Raw genomic sequence first — 26,178 nt, 5'->3', positions numbered from 1 at the left:
CTGTTGGCACAGAAAACCTTGCAAGCCTCTACTCGTTTTTCCCGCGACACCGACCATCCCGTTCAGCAGGCGTTGTTTCCGGCTCACGAGGTATCCAGCAAGGACACTGGTCCCGCAGCGCGTGCGATGCCCGGAATTTTGGCCGATGCCCGCGACTACCAGGTTCGTGCGGTTGACGACATCCAGGCCGGGTTGGCCGCAGGTGGCCGCGGCCAGATGCGGGCGGCGTGCGGCACGGGCAAGACCAAGATGTCGCTGTGGGCCGCGTTGAGGCTGGTGCCGCCCGGCGGCATCGTCGCCATTGTCGTCCCCACCGTGGGACTGGTCGCTCAGACCCTCGCGGTCTGGAAGCAGGAACACGGTGACTACGACGCCCTGGCCGTGTGCAGTGACACCTCGATCGACGAGGACTACTTCGCCGGCACCAAGGACATCCTCGAGCCGATCACCACCAACGCCGACGTCGTCGACACGTGGTTGCGGCTGCCCAGCAACGCCGCGATCCGGTTGATCGTCGGCACGCACGTGTCCGCCCATGTCGTCGGCGAGGGCCTGCAACTGGCCGGTGTCGTGGCGGATCTGCTCCTGGTCGACGAGGCGCACCGTACCGCCGGTCGGGTCGACAAGCACACCGCGATGGTGCATGACGACGAGGTGCTGCCCGCGCTCCGCCGGCTCTACATGACCGCCACTCCGCGAGTCCAGGCACGCCGCAGCCCAGGCGAGCAGGACACCGCCTTGGTGAGCATGGACGACGAGGAGGTGTTCGGGAAGGTCCTGTTCTCCTACCCGTTTTCCCAGGCGATCGCGGACGGGTGGCTGGATGACTACCGGCTCGCGGTCATCGGTGTCTCCCAAGCCGAGGTTCTCGCTGTGCTGCGCGACGCCTCGCCTCCTCGTCCCGGCGCCGCGGTGTCGGCGGAGATGCCCTCCGAGCACACCGCGATGGTGCAGGCCGCGTTGGCTCGTGCGGCGGTGGAATTCGGTCTGCGTCGGGTCATCGCGTTCTGTCCCCGTATCGCAACAGCTCGGGAGTTCACCGACACGCTGCCCGCCACCCTGGAGTCTTTGGCCCCGCACCATCGGCCCTCGCGCCCCTTGCATGCCGAGCACATCCACGGGCGGATGAAGCAGGCTCACCGCAACACCGTGCTGGCCGCGTTGGCCGATCCGCCCGACGACGGCTGGGCGGTGATCAGCAACGCCAAGTGCCTCAGTGAGGGGATCGACGTGCCCGCGGTGGACTGCGTCGTGTTCACCGAGGCCAGGCAGTCCGTTGTGGACATCGTGCAGGGTGTCGGTCGCGCATTGCGGCGCAACCCCGACGGGACGGGCGTGGCGACGATCCTGGTGCCGATCCTGCTGCCGGATGACCCGGGTGAGGTCGACGAGATTCTCGACGCGGGCCGCTATGACGTGCTGTGGCAGGTCATCGTCGCGCTGCGGGCCCACGACGAGGTCTTCGGCTCTGTATTGGACCGCTGTCGAGCTGACCGGTTCGATGGCGCCGACGAGGTGCGGGCGAAGATCACCGTCGATCTGCCCGGCGGCTACGACAACGCCCGGTTTCTCGATCACCTCACCATCCGCATCGTCAAGTCCGCCACCAGCCAGTGGTGGGACGGTTACGGACACCTCAAACGATTCCACGAATCCCACGGGCACCCCTACCCCACCGTCGATCATGTCGTCGCCGGCTACAAACTGGGTGCCTGGGTCGGCCGCTGCCGCCAGCAGTACCGGCAGCGTCGCCTCGCCCCCGATCGTGTCCACGCCCTTCTGGACCTTGATTTCGATTTCGACTTCGACCGGGCCCAGGCCGCGTGGATGGCGCGTCTGGCCGTCGCCACGTCCTTCCACGCCGCGCACGGCCACCTGGATCCCCCGTCGGGCGTCCTGATGCCCGACGGCACGGATCTGCGAGCCTGGTTGGGCGTCAGCCGTCGCGCGTTCCACAACGGCACACTCACAGCCGACCGGGGCTCTGCGCTGGACAAGCTGGGGCTGGACTGGTCCACCCCTGACCCGTGGGACGTCCTGGTCGACAAGATCTCCGCCTTCCACACCGAGCACGGCCATCTCAAGGCCTCCAAGAGAGACCCGGACCCGCGGATCGCAGCCGTCGCCACGGCGCTGCTGCGGTGCCGCGGCCGTCACCGCAAGGGTAAGTTGGCCGCGCATCTGGTCTCGGCGCTCGATTCCATGGGAATCGTGTGGGAGCCCAACGAAGAAGCGCAACAAGCCGGAATCGCGGCGGCCGAGCGTTACCACGCCCGCGTCGGGCACCTGCTGCCCGAAGCCGACTACGTCGACGAGACCGGCTTCGCACTGGGCAACTGGGTCCATAAGCAACGCCAGGACCACCAGAAGGGCAAGGTCCCGGATCGGCGAAGGAATGCTCTGGACGCGTTGGGCATGGTGTGGCAGCAGGTCTTCGAAGCCGACTGGCAACATCGCATCGACATCGCAGCCCGGTTTCGCACCCACCACGGCCACTTGCGGGTGCCGCCGAAGCACCCGCCGTGCCTGGATCTGCGGGGGCAGGAGTGGGACCTGCACAAGTGGATCAACCGCCAGCGAGCGTTCCGCCGCGCCAATCGTTTGAGCGAGGAGCAGATCGCGGCCTTGGACGCGTTGGGCATCGACTGGGCGCCGCTGGACAGCCGATGGGAAACCAAGCTCTCGGCACTGCGCGCTCTGCATGCCCGTCACGGATCGTTGACTCCCTGCGTCGACGACGAAAACTACACGCAGATGTGCAACCTGCTCGCGAATCTGCGCAGCGCGTACCGCGCCGACAAGCTTGACGCTTCCCGCGTGGAGGCCTTGGAGGAGCTGGGCATCGTCTGGGATCCGTCCGAGACATCCTGGCGGAACATGATCGCGTTTCTCCGCGATTGCCGTGACCGACACGGGACCATCACCGTGCCGTGGGACACGGTCACGCCCGCCGGTGTTCGCGTCCACTCGTGGATGTCGAGTCAACGACGGTTGCGACGGGACGGGAAACTTCCACAGGAACGGGTCTGCGTCCTGGAGGAGCTCGGCATGCAGTGGGCCGAGCAGGCCCACATGAGGCGTGCCATCGCGTACCTGGCCGACGCCGAACGTTATCGAGCACATCACGGCCACCTCGACGTGCTCGCCACCGACACCCAACCCGCCGACGTCAACACCAAAGCCCTGTCCAAGTGGCTGGACTGGCAACGCGAATGCCACCACAACAGCACCGCATCCGTAGAACATGTGGCCGCCCTCAACCAGCTGGGCATCGACTGGACCGGCGAGCGTGTCAAAGAGCGCCACTGGCTCTACACCTATGAGATCGTCCGGCAACGACTCGCCACCACCGGCACTGTCGACGTCACCCCTGACGATGACGATCCCGACAGTGCACGGTTGGCGACGTGGCTGAAAAAGCAACGCTCGCTGAAAGCCTATGGGCGCCTCGCCCCGGATCGCCAAGCACTGCTCGATGCGCTGAACATCGACTGGACCCCCGATATCCGCGGGACATGGACGCGCGCGATCGAGGAAGTCAACGCCTACGTGCGGCAGCACGGTTCGATCGCCTCCGTGCGCAATGGCACCCGCACCGACACCGGTTTCGACCTCCATGCCTGGCTGCGGCGCACGCGCAACAAGGCCGCACGCGGTGACCTCTATCCCTCACAAGTCGAGGAACTGGTCCAGCTCGGTGTCCTGTCGCCGACACCGCACCCCGCGGAGTCACGGGGCGAGTCCCCGCAGTGATCGGAATCCCCTGCCGCGACCGCTGCGGTCGTGTCGGCCCTCTCGCTCTCTCATCTACGGAGATATCTATGCCACCGTTGCTGATTTCGTTCGATGTGGCGGGGACCCTGGCCGAGCTGGTCGGACGGAGCCATACCCAGGCGCTGACCGACCTGTCCCCGCTGCCCGCGCCCGAGGTTCGGCGGATCCTGCGTGACGTGCTGGGGTTGAAGACGCTGCCTTCCCGTGACGCTCTCACGCCCGCACTGGTACGACGCACGTGTACGGCATTGATGATCGACGTCGACGATCTGGGTTTCGGGACGGTGCCGCTCGCCCCGTACCGGCTGCTCGACGGGGCCCGTGACGCGGTCGCGGCAGCCGCTGTCCATGCCCCGGTCGTGTTGATCACCAACACATCGGTGTTCGCCGAGAGCTGTCTCGATCCTGTCCGTGAGGGGCTCGCGCCCCATCTGGCCGCAATCCACACGTCGTGGCGACACGGGGTCGTCAAACCCCATCCTCAGGCGTTTCACACCGCCGCGTCCCACGAAGGGGCCAGCGTCGAAGACCTGGTCCACGTCGGTGACAGCTGGTTCGAGGACATCGCCCCTGTTCTCGAACTGGGCGGCCACGCGATGTGGATCACCGACGACACCTCATCAGCCCGTGACTACGCCAGCTGCGATCGACTGTTGGTGGTGCGCAGCATCGGAGAGGCCACGACGGCGATGACGCAGCGATGGTGGGCGTGATGGCCACCCGACGCCCCGCCTTCACCCGCGCCAGCCGCCTGTGGGAGGCGATCAGTCGTCTCGACCGTGCCACCCGTCTGTCGACCGCTCTGGCGCCTCCCGACTTCTACAACGCGGGCCGTGTGGTCACCGCATTGCGTCGAGCGCACACCGCCGCAGGCGATCATGCCCGCGTGGAGCAGTACCTGCTGGGTGCGGTTGAGGCGACGAGCAAGGACGGTGCCCGCGCGGAGGAGGCGACACACTCGATGCGTCGGGGAGCTGTATGTCCGTTGTGGGCGGATCATCGAAGCGCGGCATCGTTACGAGGAAGGACTGCGATTGTTCGAACTGCTCCACCCGCCTGCGGCACACCGTGACCGCACACACCTGGTCGGTGCGGACACAGCCACCGCCGACCCGGAACACGGGGATTCTGCCGGACCGCGGTCATGACGAGACCGTTCGGCAGGCGCGCCACACCGTCGTAGACGCTTCCAACCACCCCCGCCAATCACCGGCGCGTTCGGTGTCGCGCTCTGCGTCACCCTTCGACGCGCGGCGTCACAGGCTACCGCCCCCATCCCGGTGCGATGGCCCTGGCCCGATTGTCGTTACCACCATGCAAGGGAGATGACACGGTGGTTTCCGCGAGCAATCGCGAGATCAACACCCAGCTGCACACTGCCCGCCTGAAAACCAGGTCGCCGACCGATCCGAACACCGCCATGACCCAGGTGGAGTTGGCGGACGCGATCAACCGGTATTTGATCGACAGCGGTGCGCCCGACAGGGAACTGGTCACCTACCGGTTGATCAGCCAATACGAGAACGGGTACGTCCGGTGGCCTGGGAACTCGCGGCGCGCGGCGTTCCGCCATGTCCTGGGCGCGGCCACCGATGCCGAGTTGGGCTTCTTTCCTCCGATCTCCAGCGTCCGCGAGCCACTGCTCACGGCATCGGATCAACCCGACAATCTCCCTGTGCCGACACCCGCAGGCCCGGAACCCGCGGCGGTGGCGACGATTCGAGGCGTGTCCGCCGCTTTTTACATCGCCGACCAGCAGAGGGGCGGTGGTCTGCTGTACCCGCACGTGCGCCGCTACCTGCAGGCCGAGGTCGCTCCGCTGCTGCTCGACCCGGACAGCGGCAATGCCGCCGCGGTGTTCTCCGCGGCCGCGTCGCTGACCGAGTGCGCCGGGTGGCTGGCCCACGACACTGGCAGGAATCATCTGGCACGCCAGCACTTCGACCGCGCATTCCGTCTGGCGTCCGCAGCCGCGGACGCTTCGCAGACCGCGATGGCATGTGCCTCGATGTCCTACCTGGCAGGTGAACTGCGCCACGGCGAGGACGCGGCACGACTGGCCGAAACCGGCTTGTCCCATGCCCGACAAACATCGGGAACCGCCGCCTTGGTCGCGCGACTGCACACGATGGCGGCCCGCGCGCACGCCATGCGCATGGACCGTACGTCCTGTCTGACCGCACTCGAGGAAGCCCACGCCGTACTGCAGGACCGTCCCGACGAGGTCGTCGACGGCGGGATTTCCGGCTTCGACGACGCGACGCTGGCCGCCGAAAGCGCGCTGTGTCTGCAGCTCCTTGGCGATGTGGATGATGCGGAGACGCAAGTACTGCGCACTCTCGGACTGCTGCCGGCTGACTGGGTCCGGTCCCGAGCGTTGGCTCACCTCACGCTCGCCGCCGTGCTCAAGGACAGCGGCCGGATCGCGGAAGCCGCGAACGCGGGATGTGCGGTGATCATGGTCGCACGGACGGTGGCGTCCACGCGCGTGCAGGTCCGCCTGGACAGGTTGGGCACCGAGTTGTCCCAGCACCAGGCCATTCCGGAGGTCCAGGCGTTCCTGGACGCTCTCGCCTCGTTCCGGCTCGGCTCCACAGGGAAGGACTGTGACACGCCGGCCTGGCCTGTGTGAACGATGACGTGACTGCCGGGCGGTCGGCTCTATCCGGTCGAAGGTGACCTCAGGCGTGTTTCCCGGCGGGTAGTGACCACAGTGCCCGTCTGTCACGTGTTGTGCTGGGCACTGTCGAATGACCTCGAACCACACAACCAACGGTTCCGACTCGGCGGAATGATCGAGCCGAGCGAACCGGCGCGAAGTGCTGCGCGCCATCTGTCTCGATGACGTGAAGTCGTGTCTCAGTGCTTCTCACAGGCTGCGGGACGACCAACTCTTGTTCCCGATGGCGGTGTCCCCATGTCACCGCTGCGCGAGCGATGCGCTCGGCGATCCCGAACTGCCTGGACGCTCCACTCAGGACGTTGATAGCTGGACCATTGTCCGGTGTCGCGGGTACTCGGCGGGCGGGTCGTCAGCGCGGTGCAGAACGTGGTGCAAAACGCGACGTGTACTTACGTCACCCCTGTGCTGCCTTCAAGATCGTCATTGTCCGATGCGTGACTCGAACTCGGACAGTCGCACGATCGATGCGTCGGCTTCAACCGGACTTCCCGTTTTCCCAAGGAGACCGACCGCGTCCTAGGGCGACCTCGGACACGGTGTGCGTGCCGGCTTCGCTCGCGTCGTCCGCACCTGCGGACAGCAAGCGAAGCACTCACCGGTAGCGCACCACGTCGGGTTATCGCCGCCGCATCACGCGGTAGCACCACCAGCACATGTCGCCGGTCGACAGTTCGGCGAGACGATGAGAAGTGAGGGTCAACCAGTGATCATTCGACGTGCGGCAGCAGGCCTTGCGGGCGCGGCGGTGGCGATTGCTCTGCTCGGTGCGGGTAGTGCGTCGGCGGAGCCGATGAAGTACTGGAGCGATTGCGGGGTCACCGTTGCCGTTTCGGAGGCCACGACCTACAACCCGATGCGGCCCTGGAGCTGCAACGAGCACGGGCCGGTCGCCCCCGAGGCTCAGGCGGCGTGGTGATCGACAGCGCCGGCCGGTAGGAGCGTGCGGGGCTGTGTGATCGATGACCGGCTGGTGTCGTCCACACAACCTCGCGAACCGTCCGGTCGTTCCGACTGGTCTGCGGCGATCTGCCGCTCCTGCAGTCCCACATCGACGCGGAGCCACGGTCAACGCCGACGCTCCGCACATCCCCCCATCCGCACACACCCGAAGGAGAATCTTGAACCACGCCGGACGGACGCGAGCAATCACCCTGTTCACGGCCATGACGATGCTGCTGGGCGGCACGGCAACGGCCCAGGTCGCGGCCCAGACCGACTATCCGGATGGCGACATCGGTACCCAGATCGTGGGCGGCTGGCCCGCCACCCAGCCCTACACCACGGCGGCCATCGAGTACGACAGCACCACCCCGGCCCGCACCGACTGGCTCAACTGCACCGGAAACCTGCTGCGGACCTACTCCGCCACCGAGTCGGACTGGGTCGTGACGGCCGCGCACTGCGCGACCAACCTGCCCGCCGACGTGTCGGCGGCGGGTCTGTCGGCGACGGGCCTCGGTGCCCGGCCGGATTTCCACGCCCCGCCGGTGTAGGTACCGGTGGAGAACCGCGATTTCCACGTGCGCGTCGGCGCCGTCGACCGATCGAAGGCCGCGGCGGTCGCGGTCAAGCGCATCGTGGTGTTCTCCGGCTGGGACTGGATCGCCGATACCAGTCCCGTACCCAGGGACGAGGTCCCCGCGGGTGACTTCGCCCTGATGCAGTTGGCCTCGCCAGCGAAGGCTCGGACGGTTCCGCTGGCCAGCTGGGAGCCCCAGGTCGGGTTCCCGCTGCGGGCGCTGGGCTGGGGCCGGACCTCCAACGACGCCACCACCGGGTCGATGACGCTGCAGCAACTCGACACCCGAGTCGTGCCCGCGGACCGGTGCGGCGCCGACGGGGCGATCACCGCCCACGACATCTGCACCAACGAGCACCAGCCCGGTAAGGGCGACTGCAACGGCGACTCCGGCGGCCCGGTCATCGGGAAGGCCCGCGGCAGGGTGTACCAGTTCGGCATCATCAGCTGCGGTGGATCCGAGCTGTGCGGGGTCACCCCGGACGTGGCCACCGGTGTGGCCTACTACAAACCGTGGGCCGACGCGGTGACCAGCGGCAAGATCCGCAGTGATCTGCCGCTGACCGCCGCCCAGGGCGGAGCGATCCCGCACCCGCGCATCCCGATCACCACGACCGCGCCGGTCACGCTGCGGGACAACGTGGGTGTCCTCCCGATCGCCGCACCAGCACAGCCGCGGGACGACGCTGTCGCCTTCGCCGCTGCCTGACGTTCGCGGCACCCAAGCACCCGCGCCGCCGACCGGCGGAGCGGCGACAGAGAAATAAAATCGGAGAACCAGTGAGCAAGCGATCCATGGCAGTGAAGTGCTTCGCGGGCTTGGCGGCGGCGGTGATCATGGCGCTCGCACCCGGTAGCGCGGTGGCGAACCCGATGAACAGCTGGGGCGTCGAGCACAGGCCCGAGAAGCCCGAGCTGGCCAGCAGCGGCGTGGTCATCGACGGCATCGACGATCAGGACCAGGGCGTCACCGCCCCCAGCGGCGACGCCAAGGCGGACAACCCGATGCGGCCGTGGTGCATGGCACCCGACTCCGTCAACCCCAAGACCGCAGACACCTTCGGTGAGGTCACGATCATGGGGTTCCCCGGCTGCGTGATCCAGGACTGACAGCCGGCAGATAGGCCACCTGCGAAGCCGTGTGGTCCGGCTGCTCCATCCGCCGGACCACACGGCTCGAAGGCCCTCGACCTCGTTCGCGGAGTCCCGACCTTTCGACACCACGGGACGAAGACCTTGAAGACCGGATCGTTCACAGTCCGAGCGGTGCTGCTCGCCCTTGCCCTACAAGGCATCCTGATGTTCGGCACAGACGCGGCGACCGCCCAGGTGTCCTTGACGGACACGTCAGCCGCAACCGGAGAACCGGGCACGAATGTCCTCGGCGACTGGAGAATTCTGGTAGTACTCGTTGTTTTCGGCAGCTTGCTGCTCGTGAACCGGAGGAGTCGTGGCGGTCATCGGCGCAGGACTGTTCCCGATGCGGCCACAGGTGGCGCTTCGCGCCGGACCAGGCGCCAAGGCGCTGTGCGGTGCGAGCCTCCACTACCGGCGCTGACCACTCCCTGCGAGCGGCCCGTGGACACGACGACGACCGTACTGCGCGCCGTGCCGGTCGTGCCCGACGGTCACACCCCGCAGGTCGCGCGTCCGCTTTGTGACATGTCGTCCGCCGTTGCCTGACGGTATTAGACCGTAATCGATCACAAGAGCCTGTGCCGGAACCTCCTCCGTCGAAAGAACGCCGCTGATGCCAGACTCCGTCCCAGACCTCGTTACGAGGCTGAGCCTCATGCTCGACCTGCACCCTGGTGACGAGTTCACCTCGGAGCCGATCGCCGCCGCCCTCACCACAACTCCTGGCGAGGTCGAGAACGGCCTGGACCGGCTGCTGACAGTTGGTCTGATCACCGAGATCGGTGCCGGGCGTTACCGACGCCCCGACGTGATCGTTGGGGGCGAACACAAGCAGAGTGATGCCACGCGCATCCGGATACTGTCGGCGCAGCGCGCGATGATCGACTGGTACCTGGCCCGGACCGCTACCGCGGGCAGGACCCTCAACCCGTTCCAGTTCAGTGCCAGAATGGTCCACAAGGGACTCGGCATGTCCACCTTCGACACCCCTGCTGCGGCCCTGGCATGTTCGAGGTCGAACACTCCAATGTCCTGACCGCGCAGCAGGTCGCTGCGGCCCGCGGTTGGCACACCACGGTCCTCGGCTTCGCCGAGGCGCTGTGGAGCCTGCTATGGCTCACGCTCAGGTCCGAGGAGCTCGGCGTGACCGCTGCGATCGGCGACCGGGTCCTGCGGATCTCCTCCCGCACCGAGGGAGGGGTATCGGTGCAGGAGGTCTTCCTCGCGCGGCTGCGCACGCTGGACGAGGCCGCGCACACCGGTGAGGAGTGGACCGACGCCCGCCGCGGCGACTACGAGGTCGTGCGGGTCCCGATCCACCAGGTCGACACGGTCGACCTCAAGCCCGCAGCTTTGCGCGGCTTCGTGCTGGACAACATCGACGTGTTGGTTGCCGAAGCCGCCAACCTGCTCTAACCCGGCGCCCACCACGCCGCCGGGACGAGCCGGAATCGCGTGGCGACGGTGAACACCACGGCCGTGGTCGGCCCGGTCGCGCCGCAAGTGGCGGGGTGGCGAGAGGTACTACCGGAGAGGTGTGAAACATTCGCTGCGGTCCTGATCGGGTGGAGTACGCCCGGTCGGTGGGCGCGGACAACGCAACGCCGGTACTGCCGATCATCACGAGCCCGCATGGGACGGGTACTGGTACCGAGGAGTCTGGCGTGGCGTGGTCGTGGTGGATCACAGCGGTCCGTGTGGTGGCGGGTGCGGCGGTGTGCGCAGTGGCGGTGATCGCCGTGCCAGGTACGGCGACCGGGCAGGAGTTGGACCGGGTGTCGGCGGGTGTACCGTTGCGGGACGCGGTCGCGGCGGAGAACCGCGATGGCTTATCCAGCCGGTTGGTCTGTCTCATCCACTGCGGTGCCCCTTCGCGTTCACGCTGTCGGGCCTCCGTGCGCGTCCCTCCCGCACGTCGAGGCGCAGAACGTCGATTTCCCGGTTCATCGTGACGCGGCCAGCTTGGGCTTTGCGTCGCAAATTCTTCTCTGGTCAACCGGCCGCCGGCGCGCTGAGGTTTGCCTTCGAGCAACGACCGCCCGGCTGCGCAGGACTTGCAAGGTTGCCATTAAGACGCCATCACGTGTGATTACGTGGCTTGTTGCCCACCACGACTTCTTCGAGACGGTATCCAGGATGTCAGCGACAGACATAAGAACCGAACAAGTACGCACCCGCGCGCCCACTACACGATCGAGTGGTCTTTTCGTTCTCAGGATGCCGATGCGACACCAACCGACTATCTGCCAAACGGGTGGCGGCAGGCGATCCCGTAAAGTCACGAAACCGCATTAATGTCGCCCCCGTGCCATCCCCCCTACTTTGACGTGCACAAACACCGGTTCGAGGCTGTCGCCCAGCCGTGCACCGGCAGATGCACGATCGCCCGCCAAATTTAGTTGATCTTGAAGTGCCCAAATTGAACAGTTGCAGTGATTTAGTCGTATGCCGCACTCTTCACGCCATGAGCTCTCAATCGTCGGCCCATGGTGAGCGGGTCGAGGCGTCGGACGGCGGCAACCTGTCCGAAGAACCGGAAAGGGCGCAGGCGTACGTCCAACGCCCGCTGCCCACCGACCTCACTCTGCCCACCGAGACCCATCGCGCGTTGGCGATGGCCGAGCACACCCTGGGTGAATTGAACGAAAGCACCCGTCGACTACCCCATGGCGGGATGTTCGCGTTGTGCACGCGGTTGAGGGAGGTACAGAACATGGCGCAGCTGGCAGGGACCAGCCTGGACCTCACCGAGGCGTGGTTGATCGAACTGCTGTTGGCCCGGGCCACGGGGGACTCCGCCGAGCAGGTACTGCGGCGTCATCCGATCGGCAGGGTGATCCTGGCCTTCGCCCACGGTGCGGCCAGGGTGGAGGCCGGAGCGGTCGTCGACGGCGAGCTGATCGGCGAGATCGACGAGAGGCTGACCGGCACGGTGACCGGATCGACGGAGTCCAGGCTCCGGACCCGGCAGAGTTGGCTGTCGGGCAGGTCGACGAACCAGATTCCCATTCTGACCACGCCACCGGGGGCGATGCTGCACGGCGCGTTCGCCCTGTGGTCGACATGGGCGCCCGCCCCACATCCCCTGCCGCGGATCGGCAAGATATCCCTGGGCCATCTGAACCTGAAACTGATGGATCCGTTCGAGAACAACGGCGTCTACCTGAGCTGCATCTACACCTCCTTGGAGATGGTGTGTTCGAGGTTGCTGCGCGGCCAGGTCCTGTCGTTGGCGTCGTGGCTGGACGAGAACGCCGGGGAGTACCACGACCGCATCAGCGCGGTGGTCGACGGCGCTCCGATCGAACAGTGGATCGATTTCTTCGCCCGCGGGGTGCAAGCCCAGGCTGCCGCACAGCTCCGTCTGATCCAGGAGTTGGACCGGTTGCGCGAGAGCATGCTCAAGCGAGTGGGCGGCTCCTCCACCATGCGCAGTGTGGTGGCCGGGCTGATGACCGCTCCGGTGACCAGCAATCGGGCCCTGGAGGCGATGTACGGCATCGCCGATCGCACGGCCACCCAGATCACCCGCAAGCTGGAGGACCACGAGGTCGTGGAAAACGTCGGTCGCAGGACCTACAACAAGGTCTTCGTCTGCCAGCCGGTGCTGGACCTGTACGCGCTGCAGACTCCCCTGGCCTCGGAGTCGGACAGGGCCGTCTTCTCCCCTCCCGCGAATTGACCCATCCACCGATTCCGAAAGCAGCGATCGATCATGTCCTCATGTGACCCTTCCGAACCGCGTCGGCCTGTCCCGCCCGGTCGCCACCGCCGTCGCCACCCTCACCGCGTTTCCCGCCTGGTCCGGCACCGGAGCATGACCGCGCTCAAACCGCTGATCACGTTGATCCAGGTCGCCGTCGCGCTGATGCATCTGTGGCGGGACTAGCCGCCGCCGGGGTCGGGAAGGGGATGGTCATCGGGTGTGGCGAGCAAGGCGCGGATGCGTTGTGCCGCCTGGTTGTCCAGGTCCACCAGTAGCCGTAGCGCGCCGCTGAACTGCCGTCGGGCCGTGCCGGTGGAGCCGATGCTCCAGAAGGCGCGGCCCAACGCCTCGAGCGTGCGGGCGAGTTCGATGTGCGGAACTTCCGGAAGATCGTCCGGGTTTTCGAACGTGCGCGCCGCTTCCCGCAGTTGCTCGGCGGCGTCGTGGGCCCGTCCGACTGCGACGAGGGCGACACCGCGGGCGAGCTGGGTGCGAGCCACACCGAACCGGTCGGCCGTTCGCCGGTACAGCGACAACAGGCGCTGGTAGCAGTCCAATTCGCGATTGCCCCGCCCGGCCTCGCGGTAGATCAGCGCACGGCGCCAGAGCGTGTCGATCATGCCGACGATGTCCTGGAGTTCCTTCCACACCATCCATTCGCGCACGCCGTGGGCCTCGGCGGTGACGAAGTCGCCGTGAGTGGCGAACCAGCGGGCACTCAAGCGCAGCAGTCCGGCCAGGGCATGCGGTTGCCGGCCGTCGATCGCCGCACGCGTGCCCGCTTCGGCGAGGTCCATCGCCCAGTGGCGCGGCACATCGGTGGGCACGCAGGCCCACAGACGGGCCGCCAACGCCGTGGTCAACGACCGTAGGCGCGCGGTACCGCCCGCGCGGACGGTGGCCAGTGACACCGACAGGTGCTGGCGCAGCCAGGACACGGTTTGCGGCGCGTCGGAAAACCGCAGCGGTGGCAGAAGTGGTGTGCCGGCCGGATAGTCGAACCCTTCGACCGGGCATCCCACTCGACCGCAGGCGGTATCAAGAGTCGTGAGCAGGTCTTCGCCGATACGGCGGACCACGAGTCGGGCGGACTCATCCCAGGGCTGCGGCAAGGCGGAGGTTTCGGGGCTCCAGCCGAGTAGGCCGTCATCGAGACGCACCAGGCCCGAGGTCGTCGGCCGGCTTGGTGTCCGGAAGTGGTCGAGTTCGTCGGGTTCGAGGTTCGCACCGACGGTCAGAGTGCGAGCGGGCAACGCGGAGCTGTCGAGCACTTGGAAGCAGAGGAGCAGTGCGGCGTCGTTTGAGAGTTCGTCCCGCGCCCGGCTCACCAGCAACATCTCCTCGATCGACCTCGACTCGCCGTCTGTGCCCGCGTGGCTCCCGCTCCGTCTGTCCCGGTGGTCCAACCCCGATCATGCAGCCTTGATCGCCCGAACGGTGTCCATGTCGCCCGATCAACCCAATGCCACAGGTGAATCAAATGGCCGAATACCTACAGAACAGAGCAGGCAAGTTCTTCCATACATGATCAACACTGTCAACCGATCGAGTGAAGGATCACCCGTCACCGAAACGGGCTAAAGGAGGCGCCCAACAGGAAAAACACAGCCCCCACACCTGTAGACGGTCCGAGATCGGCACCACCTCCACCAAGCCCTCCTTTCACCCCGCATCCGCGCACCCAGCTTTCGGAAGTAGGTATCGGCGGCAGGACGCCGAACGTTTCACGCGCAGGCCATCACACCCATCCGCCACAATCGCAAGGGCACAACACAACCCCCTCCCCTCTTCCGGGAGTGTGCGCCGAGCAAGCCCGGCGCACTTGGTCCACAGAGGACCAATCGCCAGTTTTACTGCAGCAGCAACATACTCTCGCGTGCTTCGCTGATCACCACCCTCGATCCTGGACTGGAGGCTTCGCGGCCGACTGCATGCGAATAGAGCATCACCGCTGGCGACATGGCAACGGAATGCCCGTCTCCTCGTAAGAAGCAAATAGCATGATCGGAGATATGCCCAAGATGCAGACGCGTGTCGATCGGCGAAGCGCGACCTCATCACGTTATGGTCGAAGCCGACCGATCCCGACAGGCGGCGCATTCGGGTCATGCCGGCACATCACCCGAATGCGCGAAACGAACCTGCCGAAGTTGCGATGAAGCAAGCGGGACACCGGCCAGGCGTCCGCTCATCCTCAGGTGCTTCTCCCCTGCAGACGGAGGCAGTCGTGCGTTCGTTGAAGCGAATACCCGCGATGGTGTTATGCGCGGCCATCACGGCCTCAGCGCTCACCGTCCCGGTCACCACAGCCCACGCAGGCCCTCCCCTGGGCTTCGCGTACGTGGTCAACAACCTGTCCAACAGCGTCACCACCATCAGTGTGTCCACCGGCGGAACCGCGACCATCCCGGTCGGCAACGGCCCCACGGCCATCGCCATCTCACCGGACGGCGCACAGGCCTACGTCACCAACGGCCGGTCCAACACCGTGTCGGTCCTCGATACCGAGTCCAAGCGCCAAGTGGCGACGGTCGAGGTCGGCACCCGACCCTCGGGCGTGGTGTTCGGCCCCGACGGCACCCGCGCCTACGTGACCAACTTCGACTCCCGCACCGTCTCAGTCCTCGACACCGCCCAACATAGGGTGATCGCGACCATCCCGACGGGCACCGGCCCGTCCGGCATCGCCATCACCCCGGACGGTGCGCGGGTGTTCGTGGCCAACAACGGCTCGAACAACGTCACTCTGATCAGCACCGTCAGCAACATCAAGTTGGCCGATGTCTCCGCGGGCACCCGCCCGACCGCTCTGGCCGTCACCCCGGACGGCAGCAAGGTGCTGGTCGCCAACAACGGGTCGGACGACGTCGCGGTACTCGACGTGAGCAGTGGCATCAAGATCGCGACCGTCAGCGCCGGACGCGGTCCCTCCGGCATCGCGGTCACCCCCGACGGCACCCGGACCTACGTGTCCAACGTGGACTCCAACGACGTGTCGGTGCTGAACACCAGCACCGACAAGGTCGACTCGATCGACAAGATCACCACCGTGAAGGTCGGCGCGCACCCGGTCGGCGTCGCCGTGAGTCCCGACGGCACCAAGGTCTACGTGCCCGACAACGGCAGCAGGAAAACCTCCGTGATCCGCACGTCCGACAACGACGTCACCACCTCGGACGTGGACAGCGGCCCGACGGCGGTGGCCGCCGGACGACCGCAGGAGCTCAGCGCGATCGTCTCGTTGGGCGACAGCTTCATCTCCGGCGTCGCGGGCCGCTGGCAGGGCAACGGCCTTCGCACCGGAATCCTGACCGACGTGCACGGCACCGACCGGGCCGTCTACGCGTGTGGCGACAATCCCGACTCCTGGTGCAGCTCCGATCCCAAACTGGTCTACGGCAGGTCCTACAACGACGCCAACGGCTGCCTGCGCTCGTACTCTTCCGAAATCCAGAGCGCCGACATCCCCGTGTACCGCAAGATCAACCTGGCTTGTTCGGGTGCCCAGACGGAAAACGTCGTCGACCAGCCGCTGAAGGGCCAAGCGCCGCAAGTAGACCAGCTCGCCGCCCTGCTGCCGCGCTACAAGGTCAAGATGATCGTGATGACGGTCGGCGGCAACAACCTCGGTTTCCGCGACATCATCACCGACTGCGTCGAATCGTTCGTCCTCGGGGAAGGTCAGTGCGAGCCCAGTCAGACAGCCGGATTCAACCAGGCTCTCGAGGACAAGGCCGACGATCTCGATGCCGCCATCGTCAAGGTGCGGTCGGTGATGCGCGCCGGTGGTCACCCGGACGACTCCTACCGATTCGTGCTGCAGTCCTACCCCTCACCTGTGCCCGACGGCGACGACATCCGCTACCCGGCAACCTTCAAGCAGCGGTTCCGCGTCGGCGGTTGCCCGGTGTACGACTCGGATGCCACGTGGGTGCGCAGCACCGTGGTACCCACGATCAGCCAGTGGATGAAGGTCGGTGCCCACGACCGCGGGGTGGAGTTCCTGGACGTCGCGAATCTCTTCGACGGCCACGAGGTGTGCGCCAAGGGTGCCGAGCAGGCAGGTGCCGATAACTGGCACGAGAACCCGTTGCTGGGCAACAAGGCCGAGTGGGGCCGGTTCCTCGACGCGACGACCGGCCTGAAGCAAGGCGATAAAGACGAGTCCGTGCACCCGAACTACTACGGCCAGCGCGCGATGGCGTCCTGTCTGACCGCCGTCTACGAGTACGACGGGGACAAGCACGACCACGCGTGCACCAACATGCCGGGCAAGGGCGCCGAACACGTCGAACTGGCCCACTCCCACTGAATCCGACTCGCGACCAGTAGCACGCCGGAACGCCGGCAGTGATCGAAACGGGTGGCCGTGACGGTCACCCGTTTCGGCCAGTTGGTGGTGAGCGTGCCTACTGACGGTGCCGCCGTTCTGGCTGCGGTGTTGGCGCTGGTCGGGATGGGGTTGCTGAACACTGTCGAAGGCTTGTGGCACACAAGGTGCAAGCCCAGGCGGGGCCGGCGGAGATGGTCACCGGGATGTGCCCGTCACACAGGCTGGAAACCCGTCGTCATCGCCCTGATCGGGTGGAGTGAGCCCGGTCGCCGGGCACGGACAGCGCGAGGTCGGTACTCCTGATCATCACAAGCCCCGCGTGGTGCGGGTACGGGTACCGGGGAGTTCGGCGTGGTGTGGTCGTGGTGGCCGGCAATGGTCCGTCACTGGATCGACGCCGATCGCGACGGCTGTTCCACCAGGGCGGAGGTCCTGCTCGCCGAGGCCGCGGACGCACCGGCCATCACCGGTCGGTGCACGATCACCGGAGGCCGGTGGTACAGCAGCTACGACGACGTCTACCTCGAGGACGCCCGCGGCCTGGACATCGACCACATGGTGCCACTGGCCGAGGCCTGGGACTCCGGCGCCGGGAACTGGGATGCGCAACGCCGCCAGGACTACGCCAACGACCTGGACGAGCCCCTTGCCCTGATCGCGGTCACCGGCAGGACCAACCGTTCCAAGTCCGACCAGGACCCCACCGACTGGATGCCGCCCCACCCACAGGCCCGCTGCGGCTACCTCACCGCCTGGGTCACCGTGAAGACCCGCTGGCAGCTCACCGTCGACCCCGCCGAGCAGGACACACTCGTCTCGATCGCCGCCGACTGCCCGAACGTGCCCGTCACCACCACACCGATCCCCGCCGAGCCGGCCTGACCCCAGCTCAGTCCGGACATCGGCGAGAGAAGCACAGCCTGTCCTGCCAGCACCACAGAGGTTCCTCTACTTGCGAGGGCTAGGTGTTCGTCCTGCGTCGACGTCATCTGGGCGAAGGCGTTCGGATAAAGGGTCACGACTACTGTAATCGGCATTGCCGTAGGTGAGCACCTGGCCAGCGTCGTCAGCCGCACCGTCCTTCCCGACAACGTCGCCGATACCCCAGACGTTTCGCACCGACTCAGCCTGGTCACCATCGGATCCGACAAGTTGATCCGTGAGCACGCTAGTCCGCGACACCCTCACCGACAGCACCCGCACCGCGCTGGCACACATCGCCGTCGACGCACTGCTCGACGCCCGGCCCCAGGTCGACATGCACGACCCCACCCTGGCCCAGGCCATGCGTTCCGGCGTCGCCGCGCTGCACGACTCCAGGGTTACGGCACCACCGCGGCAGCACGCTCCTCCGTCGTCGCTACCGCATCAGCTCGCCGCGCATCACGCACCACTGATCGTCACCCGCGACGGCGGGTGGATGAACCCACGCGACCTGTGAGCGCTGCTGCAGCGTATCGCCGCCGCAGTCAACCCGAGCTGACGGAAGTCGCTGCGGCACCGGGCCCACACGTCGTGCGTCATCTCCACGTCACCAGCTCCGCAGAGGGCACTACGGACATGACCCACGTCCAGGCCGACGTCGACCACACCTCGGTTGACACGCCCCAGCGCGTCTACAACCAGGCCGCACGGGATCCGTCGCGCACGGGCAAGCACCACACCGTGCCCGTCCCGACCATGCCTGAGCCCCGAACAGCACGAGAGGAGGCCGAGATCGACGGTCGCCAGTGCGTGACGCCGACGTGAGCAGGGCTTCTCAGACCAGTGGGCGGCCCTGCTCGCACAACACGGTCCGGCCCGTCCTCACCGCGTGCAGCGCCGAGGCGATTCGGTCGGCCAGCAACGGCTTGGCCACCGCGCGCACCCGCTGCTCGGCGCACAGCTCCGCGGAGAGGATCTCCCCGTCGGTGAACGACAACCCGACCAGGTCCGCCTCGGCGAGCAGGCCGCCGTCGAAGACGAACACCACGCCTTCGTCACGGCCGTCCTGGGGCCGCACGTAGTCCACGACCAGCAACGCACCCAACGGGCGGTCGGTGATGCCCAACTCCTCGGCGACTTCCCTGCTCGCGGTCGCCCACGGGGACTCGTCGGCCTCGCCCGCGCCACCGGGGATCTCCCAATTCGGCTTGTAGGAGGGCTGCAGCAGTAACACCCTGTCCCGCGCGTCGCGGAACAGGACACCGGCGACGGTGCGCTTGCGGTTCAGGCCGGCCACGTACTGCTCGACCGGTGCCACGGCTGGAGTCGTCATCCGAGCGACCCTATCCACCGCAGCGCGGTGCCGACCAACGGACGCCCGTGGTGCGGTGGGGGCGGTTCGTTGCAATGGGCAGGTTCGTCACGCGAGTGCGTGATCGGCGGCTCAGGATGCGGATCTGTTCATGGAGCGGTCCAGCGCGGCGACGATGCGGCACATGGGCCAGTGTGGGCGCAGAGTGTTTATTGGGGTGGCGGTGGACGGCTTGCATCCGAGGCGCCACCGGACATGAGCTCGTGTCTTCCTAGGTGCTGCCCGGCCACGCGCCGACGCTGTACATGCTCGGCACTGACTTCGGTCTGACCGAGTTGCGCCACGTGATGAGCAACTGCGGACCAGGGTTGAACTGGTTCGGCCAGCCCCACCACCCGCGCCGGTGGTGTGGAAGAAAGACGTGGTGCTGGCGGTACTCGAGGAGACCGGCTGGCATGTCCCCTCCACCCTGAACGCCCTCGAAGGCCGTGGCGTGCAGGTGGATCGGTCGTACGTCCATGAGATCGAGCGGGACCACCGGCGACCAGCGGCCGGATAGCACTGGTGGCCAGCGCCGAAGCACTAGGGGCACCTCAACTCATGAGGTGCCCCTGGTCACGAACTTAACCGGTTCCCTGGCAGTGAGGTCATCCAGCGTGATTACGGTCAACGCGCCGCGCGCGCCTCTTTGGGGTGAATTCGAAACCCTATGTTGAGATCAGTAGTGGGCACGCGGTTATGGTTTGCGTATGTTCTGGCGACGACGGCGGATGGCTCGCCGCGTACTGGACGCGCTGGCGAAAGCCCCTGGGCATGAGATGGACACGGCGACGCTCGCGGAACGAACCGAGCTTCGCCCCGCCTCTCTCTACCCCCTGTTGGTGCATCTACGGCACCGCGGTTGGGTCACCACGCGTCAACCTAGTCCCGACGCGGCCGATACCGCTCGGCGTGGGCGGCCCCTCTACCAAGTCAGCCCGTACGGCTGGTGGATCGTGCGCGGCGGCAAGGCCTCAACGGCACCGAGTGCATGGTGGCCCACCGGTAGGCGCCCTGCGTGAAAGATCGACAGGGTTGGCACCGACTCACCGTCGGCGTCGTCGTTGGGGGAACTGTTGTCCTGGGTGCCGTGTTCGGTGGCTCATACTCGAAAATGTCGATCTGTACTGGCGGCATGCTCACTGTGATCGCCGTCGTTGTCTATGTTCTGCGATTCTGGAGGATCCAGCGACGGCGTCCAATGAGGACACATTGGGTCACCCTTCAGCTCATCGCACCCCTGTTGCCACTGCGGGAAGTCATGGTGTGGCTGCCTGACATGGAGTGCCAGCTCACCGACGCGGGACCGGACCGCGAGCATGAAGCCATCCGCGATATCTGGCACCAGGTTCCAGCTCTTGTCACCTCGACGTGGGGCGTCTGGCTGGCCAGCCGCGCAGACGGTCTGCACGAGCGGCTCGGTCACGCCACCATGCGCTGGGCCGATCCACGCATTACCGCCGTCAACGCTGTCTTGCGGTCTCCGACACCGACCTGGCCACGCCATGATCTTCAGTGGGCACAGCTACAAGCTCAATGGCGTGCCCTGCGCCGGTGGACGCTCATCCTGAGCCGCGCCGTCAGCCGACGGCAGCATCCCGCGCTCGTCATCCAGGCAGCCTGGCTGGCCAACATGTGCAGGCAGCTTCTCATCACTCAAGCGCACCTGGGCCCCACACCGCCTGAGCGGCAGCCCACATCGCAGGAAGTCGCACTCCTGCTCGAAATTAATCACGGAACTTTCATGCTGGCCGAGATGCTGAGTGAACTAGGAGCCAGCAAACGCTGCCTGTAGAAGTAGCGGCCTCGGACCACCTGTCAGCTGGCTACGTCGCACCCCCGGCAGACAACCCCCAGTTCCGAAGGCCCACGCGCGCTGTGCGAAGGGCCGTTCGCGCCGCCACGGCGCCGTCTTCGGTCAGCTGGTAGTAGCGCCGCCGGGGACGGCGTTCGGCGTGCGGGTCAACGAGTTCCCAGCGATCCTTCACCCATCCGGCTTGCTTTAGCCTCACCAAAATAGGGTAGGTACTACCTGGGAGAAGGCCTGTTCGGTCCGCGATCTCAAGACCGTACAGCTCAGCGTGTGGGTCCGCTAAAAGCGCATGCAGAACCGCCTGCGTCTGGACGGTCATCCGCGGCGCTCCCACGCCTGCAACCCTATATTGATAACACGGCAGGTGGCAGGACCACATGTCCCGAACCACCCATGTGTGGCCGTTAGCCCCAGGCCTTCGGCCTAGTGCGGTGCTACAACCAGCTACGGACTCCCCCCAGGGAGACGGCCAGATGGACACCCGGTTGTCTACGTTCACTCCATCGTGTCCTCTTGCGGACCCTATATAGAGATAATTTTAACAGCTCAGATAGGGTTTATTCATGAAGCCGATGTGGCCTAGCCCCTCCGACCGGGCAGTGCTACCCCAGAGGCCGCACATGCCCGGCAGATAGCGACCCGGCGCCTCGCCTGCACTGCACGCAGGTCTACCGGTCAGCACTGACATTTTCGGCCCAGTCGATCCAACGGTGGCTTCAATCTGGGCAACAGTGCCCGGCCGACGCACCAAGCACCGCTCTCCCCAACCCCCGCACGATGAGGTTCTTGCTGCCATGACCGTTTCGCGGCATCGCCGTCGCACACCGACGCGCTCGAACTTCCGCCCGTCCCGACGCGCAGCCCTTCCGAGCGCTGTCACCGCCGGGACCGTCGGCCTGTCGGCCTTCACCGGCACCTGGCTGCCATGGACAATCACCGGGTTACTGGCCTTACTCGGGGTCTGCATCGCCGCCCTCGTGACGGCGGCCTTTTCGGACCGCTCCGAGCCGTGGGAACGCTTGTCCGACGCGCTCCGGCTCACCCTTGGCAGGGAGTTCCGCCGGAACAAACAGGCCAGCGTGCAGGCGCCAACCGTGATCGAGGCGACGGCGACAGAACTGAAGGAACTTCCCGCCGTCAAGCCAAAAACGGCAAGCCCACCCGATCGAGGCGACTCCATGCCCAATAGCCGGATACGACGCGGCAAAGGGAGCGCCTGATGGTGTGTTACCGGCGAGTAGTTACACTAATTTCATTACAGGTTTGTCACTATTTGACCGTGCCTTTGATTACGACCAAGACTGCCGTCAAGGCACCGCTCTCCGACGCCTCGGCGTCCCATGAGCCCCTCGACCGCGGCACACACGGCAAGTTCCGCTTCGCCACCAGCAGCTGCATCCCGGTCTCCGCACACGCATGGAGCCCTTGATGAGCGGAGTGGGCGACCGCTGCCTGCGGCTCGCCCTCATCGCGGCTTTTCCGCTCGGCTTCACCATCGGCTGGGCGATGAGCGCTTCTATCCTCGAGGCGCTCATCGTCGGTGCTCTTGGTGTCGTCTTGTGGGTGCTGGCCACCGCTGGCCGAAATGTGTGGTCACGTGGCCGTCGGCTGCACCTACGCACCGGTCACTGGGTACTTACCGCAGTGGGACTTGCCTTGCCCACACCGCGCGCGTTCGACTGGGCGGAAGAAATGCACGCCCAGCTGCTTGAACTGTCGGGCTGGCCCAGACGCCGATTCCTGATCGACTTCATCCTCTACGCCCCACGCAACTGGACAGTGGCGTGGTGGGCGCGGTCCCAGCACGCCCGCGCCCTTCGCTACCGCGGCAACGAACTGCACCTCGTCCGGCGGCTCTACGCCGCGCTGGCACCATATGGCGAGCTGACGGACCGCATGGAAATCCTCCACGCAGCGGGCCTGAGTCGTTTGCAGTCCCGTCTATCCGCCCGCCAGGTGCCCGCGCTCGTTCTGGCGAGGAACTTGCTGTCAACGCGCAGTCAAGTCCTGGGCGCTGCCAGGGAACACGCGCATGCCCTCTTGTCCGCCCGTGAACGTGCCCATCTCATCAGCCGAGACCTGCGCCGCAACCACCTGGCGGCTTGGCTCCGTGATCACCAAATCCCTTACGCCCACCAGTACGCCGAACTCGCCCAGCTGCGCCACACGGTTGAGCTGCGCAGCGAACTGCTCCGGAAAGCCCTCGCCCAAGCTGCCTCCACCTACAGGACTGCCCGGCATCGCAGGAGTCACTGAGATCTGGTCGCGACGGCTCGTTCTGGCCGCTCCCCTCCGCGACACCAACGGATCGGACATAAGGTGCGCGAGATACCTCGTCACCTTGTGGCCGAGCACTCCGTCACAGGCGTGGTGCACCGACCGGAGTTGCCAGCCTTCGGCGAGCCAGCCAATGGGCTGGTCCCGGCGGGGGTCGAGATCCGGAACTGCTGCGCGGCCTCAGCCGGGAGCTCGGAGTCGCTGTGCTGCTGTCCAACCGCATCCTGACCGAGGTCGCCTGACCGGCCACGCGTGTCGGCGTCACCCACGGCGGACGCCTGGGCTCAAGTTGGATCGCAGCAACGCTTTCAAAACGGGATGCACCGCTCGGGGTACCACTCAACATGCACGTCATCGTGTCGGCTTACCGCCGACACCACTCACCCGCGCACAATCGGAGGAACTCCTTCACATGTGGCGATGGTGGCGGGCAGGGACTGCGATACCCCGCCGATGTCACTCTTCGGTGTCTCCGCCTGGTCCAGTAGCCTGCCGCGATGACCGATATTGACATCGAGTCGACCCTTGACCTCGCCAGTGTTCTAGCAGCTCGATGGGCTGATCCTGACAGGTTCCCGGTCGGGGAATTCGATCGGGCGGAACATTTCTACCAGCAACGACGCCGCCACGACGCCGCCTTGCTCGTGGTGCGCGAAAAAGCCGCGGCACTGATCCGGACGTGGACCGGGCACGAGTCCCGTGATGTGGGCTCGTTCGGGTTGGGGCTGAATCTGGAAGCCAGTGATCTGGACTTGGGCATCGGCTACCCCGCAGAGCAGCGTGAGGTGTTGGTCGCCGCCTTGGCCGGACACGCGGTGTTCAAGGGTGAGCGTGTAACGCGGTTTCCCGCGGCGGACTTCTCCGAGGGTGCTCCCGCCACCACGCGACTGGTGTTCGCCTTCACCGTCGGCGGGGTGGAGGTGGACTTGAGCGCGTTGACGGTGGAGGACTTCGCCGTGGCGTGTCGGATGCTCGACGACATCGAAGCGCATATGACCGAGCGGGAGCGTGTCGCTCACACCTGGGTGAAGCACCTGCTGCGGTCTTCAGGCCGCATGCAGGACTACGCGGAGTGAAAGTTGGTGACCTACGCGCGGTTCTGCCCGGAGTTCAACTGGGTCCCCATTCCCGAATCGGTGTGATCCCGTGCCGGGGCGAGCGGGTCCTTGCCCCGGCGTCGCAGGTCACGTGCCGCACGGATCGGCGGCGTTGATCAGATCCCAGGATTGTGTTGCCGCCCAGAGGGTGTACGTCCCGACGAGCAGGCCCGAGTCCTCATCGGACAGCACGGCGGCCAACGCCTGCACGGTGTCGGTGACGCGGACCCGTAGCCCATGTATCGCCGACTCCAGCGCCCGCAACAGAACGCCGTCCAGGACGGTGGGATACGGGCGGTCAACCGGGAATTCGGCCAGCAATGCGACCATCGTCTGCAACAGGTCGAACGCCGCGTCCTTGAGCAGTAGGCGCGCGGCGCGCACCGCTTGCCATGGTGGCCCGTCCAACACCTTCTCCAGCGATTTGAATGTGTAGTCGAGGGCGAAGTTGCGGTCGACCCAGAGTTGGGCGTGCAGGGAGAACCGGCCGATACGCCAATCGGCGAAGTCCGCGTCGAGGCGTCCCATCGCCGGGCGGGCCGCGCCTGCCAGTCCGGCTGCGTGGACTTGTTTGGTGTAGGCGGCGCCGATCAGACATTCCATGCTCACCAACAGGTAGGAGATGGCGGTGTAGAAGGGGCGGCCGGTGGTGTGCTGGGCGACGAAGGCCTCATCGCGTACCCCGTCCACGATCTCGTCCACGCTCAGGCCCGGCAGTGGGTGCAGCAGCAAGTCGGTGCGGGCCTGGAACGCGGTCGTCGCGACCAGCGCAAGCTCGCTGGCGAGGTTGGTTCGGGGTGGGAGCGGCATATTCAGCTGATAGTGTCCGGGTGCGTGGTCACCTGTTTACTCGCACGAGCCTTCGTGAACGCCGATGGCGCATACGGCAATCCAGCGCTGGTGGTGATGGAGCCGGAGCACGCGGCTGTCACGAGCGAGCAGCGACAGGCGCTGGCCGATCGGCTCGGTGTTCCGGCGACGGTTTTCGTCCAGGATCCTGTTCGGGGGCTGGTCAGCATCCATGGCTCCTACGGCCAGCCGATTCGGTTTGGCGGGCATCCCCTGCTGGGCACGGTCGAGGTCCTGCACCGACTCGGATTCGTGGTGAGGGACCTGACCCCCACGGCCGGCCTCGTGGAATGCCGGCGGACGGATGACGGCACCGTATGGCTGACTGCGCCTGTGGCCTGGTCGAAACCGTGGCGCCACTACGAAATGAACACCCCCGAAGAGATCGAGGATCTGTCCGCTCTACCCGCGGGTGAGGACTTCACCCAGGTCTGGGCCTGGATCGACCCCGACGCAGGCACGGTGCGGGCCAGGCTGTGGGCGCCACGGATCGGCAAGGGCGAGGACGAGGCGTGCGGCAGCGCGTCCATGTTGCTGACACTGAAGCTCGGGCGGCCCTTGCAGGTGCTGCACGGCCGTCATCGGTCGGTCATCCGGACACGTCCGGTGGACGATGTCAGAGTCGAACTGGGCGGGCGCTGCACCGTCGAGGAGCCACCGGCGGACATCTTGACCCAGGTCACCGCGTTCTACGACCAGCCCGCCAGTCTGTAGG

General features: G+C 66.3%; 24 protein-coding genes. 20 read left to right on the top strand and 4 right to left on the bottom strand.

What is annotated here, in order from left to right; genetic code table 11:
* The first annotated feature begins 3 nt into the window (after window positions 1–3).
* From RM788_RS43580 to RM788_RS43535, 10 genes are all read left to right on the top strand, one after another.
* Complete coding sequence (locus RM788_RS43580; RefSeq protein WP_315926365.1) at window positions 4–3,753, top strand: DEAD/DEAH box helicase; 3,750 nt, start codon at window positions 4–6, stop codon at window positions 3,751–3,753.
* Between the two features lie 68 nt (window positions 3,754–3,821).
* Complete coding sequence (locus RM788_RS43575) at window positions 3,822–4,487, top strand: HAD family hydrolase (protein WP_315926363.1); 666 nt, start codon at window positions 3,822–3,824, stop codon at window positions 4,485–4,487.
* Between the two features lie 620 nt (window positions 4,488–5,107).
* A complete protein-coding gene (locus RM788_RS43570) occupies window positions 5,108–6,406 on the top strand; it encodes an NsdA family TPR-like regulatory protein (protein ID WP_315926361.1) in 1,299 nt (432 codons plus the stop codon).
* Between the two features lie 754 nt (window positions 6,407–7,160).
* Entirely contained in the window at window positions 7,161–7,373 is a 213-nt protein-coding gene (locus RM788_RS43565; protein ID WP_315926359.1) for a hypothetical protein, read from the top strand.
* A 202-nt stretch (window positions 7,374–7,575) separates the two neighbouring features.
* Window positions 7,576–7,950, top strand: a complete 375-nt coding sequence (locus RM788_RS43560) for a S1 family serine peptidase (RefSeq protein WP_315926357.1) — start codon at window positions 7,576–7,578, stop codon at window positions 7,948–7,950.
* 6 nt (window positions 7,951–7,956) lie between these two features.
* Window positions 7,957–8,685 (top strand): S1 family peptidase, encoded by a 729-nt coding sequence (locus tag RM788_RS43555; protein WP_315926355.1) that lies wholly within the window; start codon window positions 7,957–7,959, stop codon window positions 8,683–8,685.
* An 86-nt stretch (window positions 8,686–8,771) separates the two neighbouring features.
* Window positions 8,772–9,086, top strand: a complete 315-nt coding sequence (locus RM788_RS43550) for a hypothetical protein (protein WP_315926353.1) — start codon at window positions 8,772–8,774, stop codon at window positions 9,084–9,086.
* Between the two features lie 682 nt (window positions 9,087–9,768).
* Window positions 9,769–10,149, top strand: coding sequence for a hypothetical protein (locus RM788_RS43545; RefSeq protein WP_315926351.1), 381 nt, complete (start codon window positions 9,769–9,771; stop codon window positions 10,147–10,149).
* Window positions 10,119–10,529, top strand: a complete 411-nt coding sequence (locus RM788_RS43540) for an NUDIX hydrolase (protein WP_315926349.1) — start codon at window positions 10,119–10,121, stop codon at window positions 10,527–10,529. Before RM788_RS43545 ends, RM788_RS43540 begins: the two co-directional genes overlap by 31 nt.
* Window positions 10,530–11,475: 946 nt before the next feature.
* Complete coding sequence (locus RM788_RS43535; protein ID WP_315926347.1) at window positions 11,476–12,795, top strand: Fic family protein; 1,320 nt, start codon at window positions 11,476–11,478, stop codon at window positions 12,793–12,795.
* A gap of 203 nt (window positions 12,796–12,998) precedes the next feature.
* Here the strand turns inward: RM788_RS43535 and RM788_RS43530 are convergent, their stop codons facing one another.
* Window positions 12,999–14,156 carry a tetratricopeptide repeat protein gene (locus RM788_RS43530; RefSeq protein ID WP_315926345.1) on the bottom strand — a complete coding sequence of 386 codons (1,158 nt, stop codon included), beginning with the start codon at window positions 14,154–14,156 and terminating at the stop codon, window positions 12,999–13,001.
* Between the two features lie 890 nt (window positions 14,157–15,046).
* Between RM788_RS43530 and RM788_RS43525 the strand changes: the two genes are divergently transcribed.
* The 4 genes from RM788_RS43525 (at window position 15,047) to RM788_RS43510 (ending at window position 18,901) form a co-directional block, all read left to right on the top strand.
* Window positions 15,047–17,131, top strand: a complete 2,085-nt coding sequence (locus RM788_RS43525) for a beta-propeller fold lactonase family protein (RefSeq protein WP_315926343.1) — start codon at window positions 15,047–15,049, stop codon at window positions 17,129–17,131.
* Between the two features lie 396 nt (window positions 17,132–17,527).
* Entirely contained in the window at window positions 17,528–18,034 is a 507-nt protein-coding gene (locus tag RM788_RS43520; RefSeq protein ID WP_315926340.1) for an HNH endonuclease family protein, read from the top strand.
* Window positions 18,035–18,311: 277 nt separating this feature from the next.
* Window positions 18,312–18,593, top strand: coding sequence for a hypothetical protein (locus RM788_RS43515; RefSeq protein ID WP_315926338.1), 282 nt, complete (start codon window positions 18,312–18,314; stop codon window positions 18,591–18,593).
* Between the two features lie 119 nt (window positions 18,594–18,712).
* Complete coding sequence (locus tag RM788_RS43510; RefSeq protein WP_315926336.1) at window positions 18,713–18,901, top strand: hypothetical protein; 189 nt, start codon at window positions 18,713–18,715, stop codon at window positions 18,899–18,901.
* A gap of 10 nt (window positions 18,902–18,911) precedes the next feature.
* On the opposite strand, the gene RM788_RS43505 is transcribed toward RM788_RS43510, so the two are convergent.
* Window positions 18,912–19,409, bottom strand: a complete 498-nt coding sequence (locus RM788_RS43505; protein ID WP_315926334.1) for an NUDIX domain-containing protein — start codon at window positions 19,407–19,409, stop codon at window positions 18,912–18,914.
* A 728-nt stretch (window positions 19,410–20,137) separates the two neighbouring features.
* On the opposite strand from RM788_RS43505, the gene RM788_RS53185 reads away from it, so the two are divergent.
* Both RM788_RS53185 and RM788_RS43500 read left to right on the top strand, forming a co-directional pair.
* Window positions 20,138–20,449 (top strand): helix-turn-helix domain-containing protein, encoded by a 312-nt coding sequence (locus RM788_RS53185; protein WP_399341905.1) that lies wholly within the window; start codon window positions 20,138–20,140, stop codon window positions 20,447–20,449.
* A 113-nt stretch (window positions 20,450–20,562) separates the two neighbouring features.
* The gene (locus RM788_RS43500; RefSeq protein ID WP_315926332.1) at window positions 20,563–21,222 is read left to right on the top strand and encodes a hypothetical protein; all 660 of its coding nucleotides are present in this window, start codon (window positions 20,563–20,565) and stop codon (window positions 21,220–21,222) included.
* A 31-nt stretch (window positions 21,223–21,253) separates the two neighbouring features.
* Here the strand turns inward: RM788_RS43500 and RM788_RS43495 are convergent, their stop codons facing one another.
* The gene (locus tag RM788_RS43495) at window positions 21,254–21,559 is read right to left on the bottom strand and encodes a PadR family transcriptional regulator (protein WP_315926330.1); all 306 of its coding nucleotides are present in this window, start codon (window positions 21,557–21,559) and stop codon (window positions 21,254–21,256) included.
* 475 nt (window positions 21,560–22,034) lie between these two features.
* Here RM788_RS43495 and RM788_RS43490 point away from each other — a divergent pair, with 475 nt between their 5' ends.
* The 3 genes from RM788_RS43490 (at window position 22,035) to RM788_RS43480 (ending at window position 24,593) form a co-directional block, all read left to right on the top strand.
* Window positions 22,035–22,460 (top strand): hypothetical protein, encoded by a 426-nt coding sequence (locus tag RM788_RS43490; protein ID WP_315926328.1) that lies wholly within the window; start codon window positions 22,035–22,037, stop codon window positions 22,458–22,460.
* Between the two features lie 208 nt (window positions 22,461–22,668).
* Window positions 22,669–23,496 (top strand): hypothetical protein, encoded by an 828-nt coding sequence (locus RM788_RS43485; RefSeq protein ID WP_315926326.1) that lies wholly within the window; start codon window positions 22,669–22,671, stop codon window positions 23,494–23,496.
* A 518-nt stretch (window positions 23,497–24,014) separates the two neighbouring features.
* Window positions 24,015–24,593: a hypothetical protein gene (locus tag RM788_RS43480; RefSeq protein WP_315926324.1), complete on the top strand. Its 579-nt coding sequence runs from the start codon at window positions 24,015–24,017 to the stop codon at window positions 24,591–24,593.
* A gap of 108 nt (window positions 24,594–24,701) precedes the next feature.
* Here RM788_RS43480 and RM788_RS43475 read toward each other — a convergent pair whose 3' ends face one another.
* Window positions 24,702–25,424 (bottom strand): hypothetical protein, encoded by a 723-nt coding sequence (locus RM788_RS43475; RefSeq protein WP_315926322.1) that lies wholly within the window; start codon window positions 25,422–25,424, stop codon window positions 24,702–24,704.
* Window positions 25,425–25,478: 54 nt separating this feature from the next.
* On the opposite strand from RM788_RS43475, the gene RM788_RS43470 reads away from it, so the two are divergent.
* On the top strand, window positions 25,479–26,177 hold the full coding sequence (locus RM788_RS43470; RefSeq protein WP_315926320.1) for a hypothetical protein: 699 nt from the start codon (window positions 25,479–25,481) through the stop codon (window positions 26,175–26,177).
* Window position 26,178: the final 1 nt, after the last annotated feature.

The organism is Umezawaea sp. Da 62-37 (assembly GCF_032460545.1).
In the GTDB taxonomy this organism is placed as follows: domain Bacteria; phylum Actinomycetota; class Actinomycetes; order Mycobacteriales; family Pseudonocardiaceae; genus Umezawaea.
Note: the sequence above shows the minus strand (reverse complement) of the source record. Positions and strands in the feature narration are given on the sequence as shown.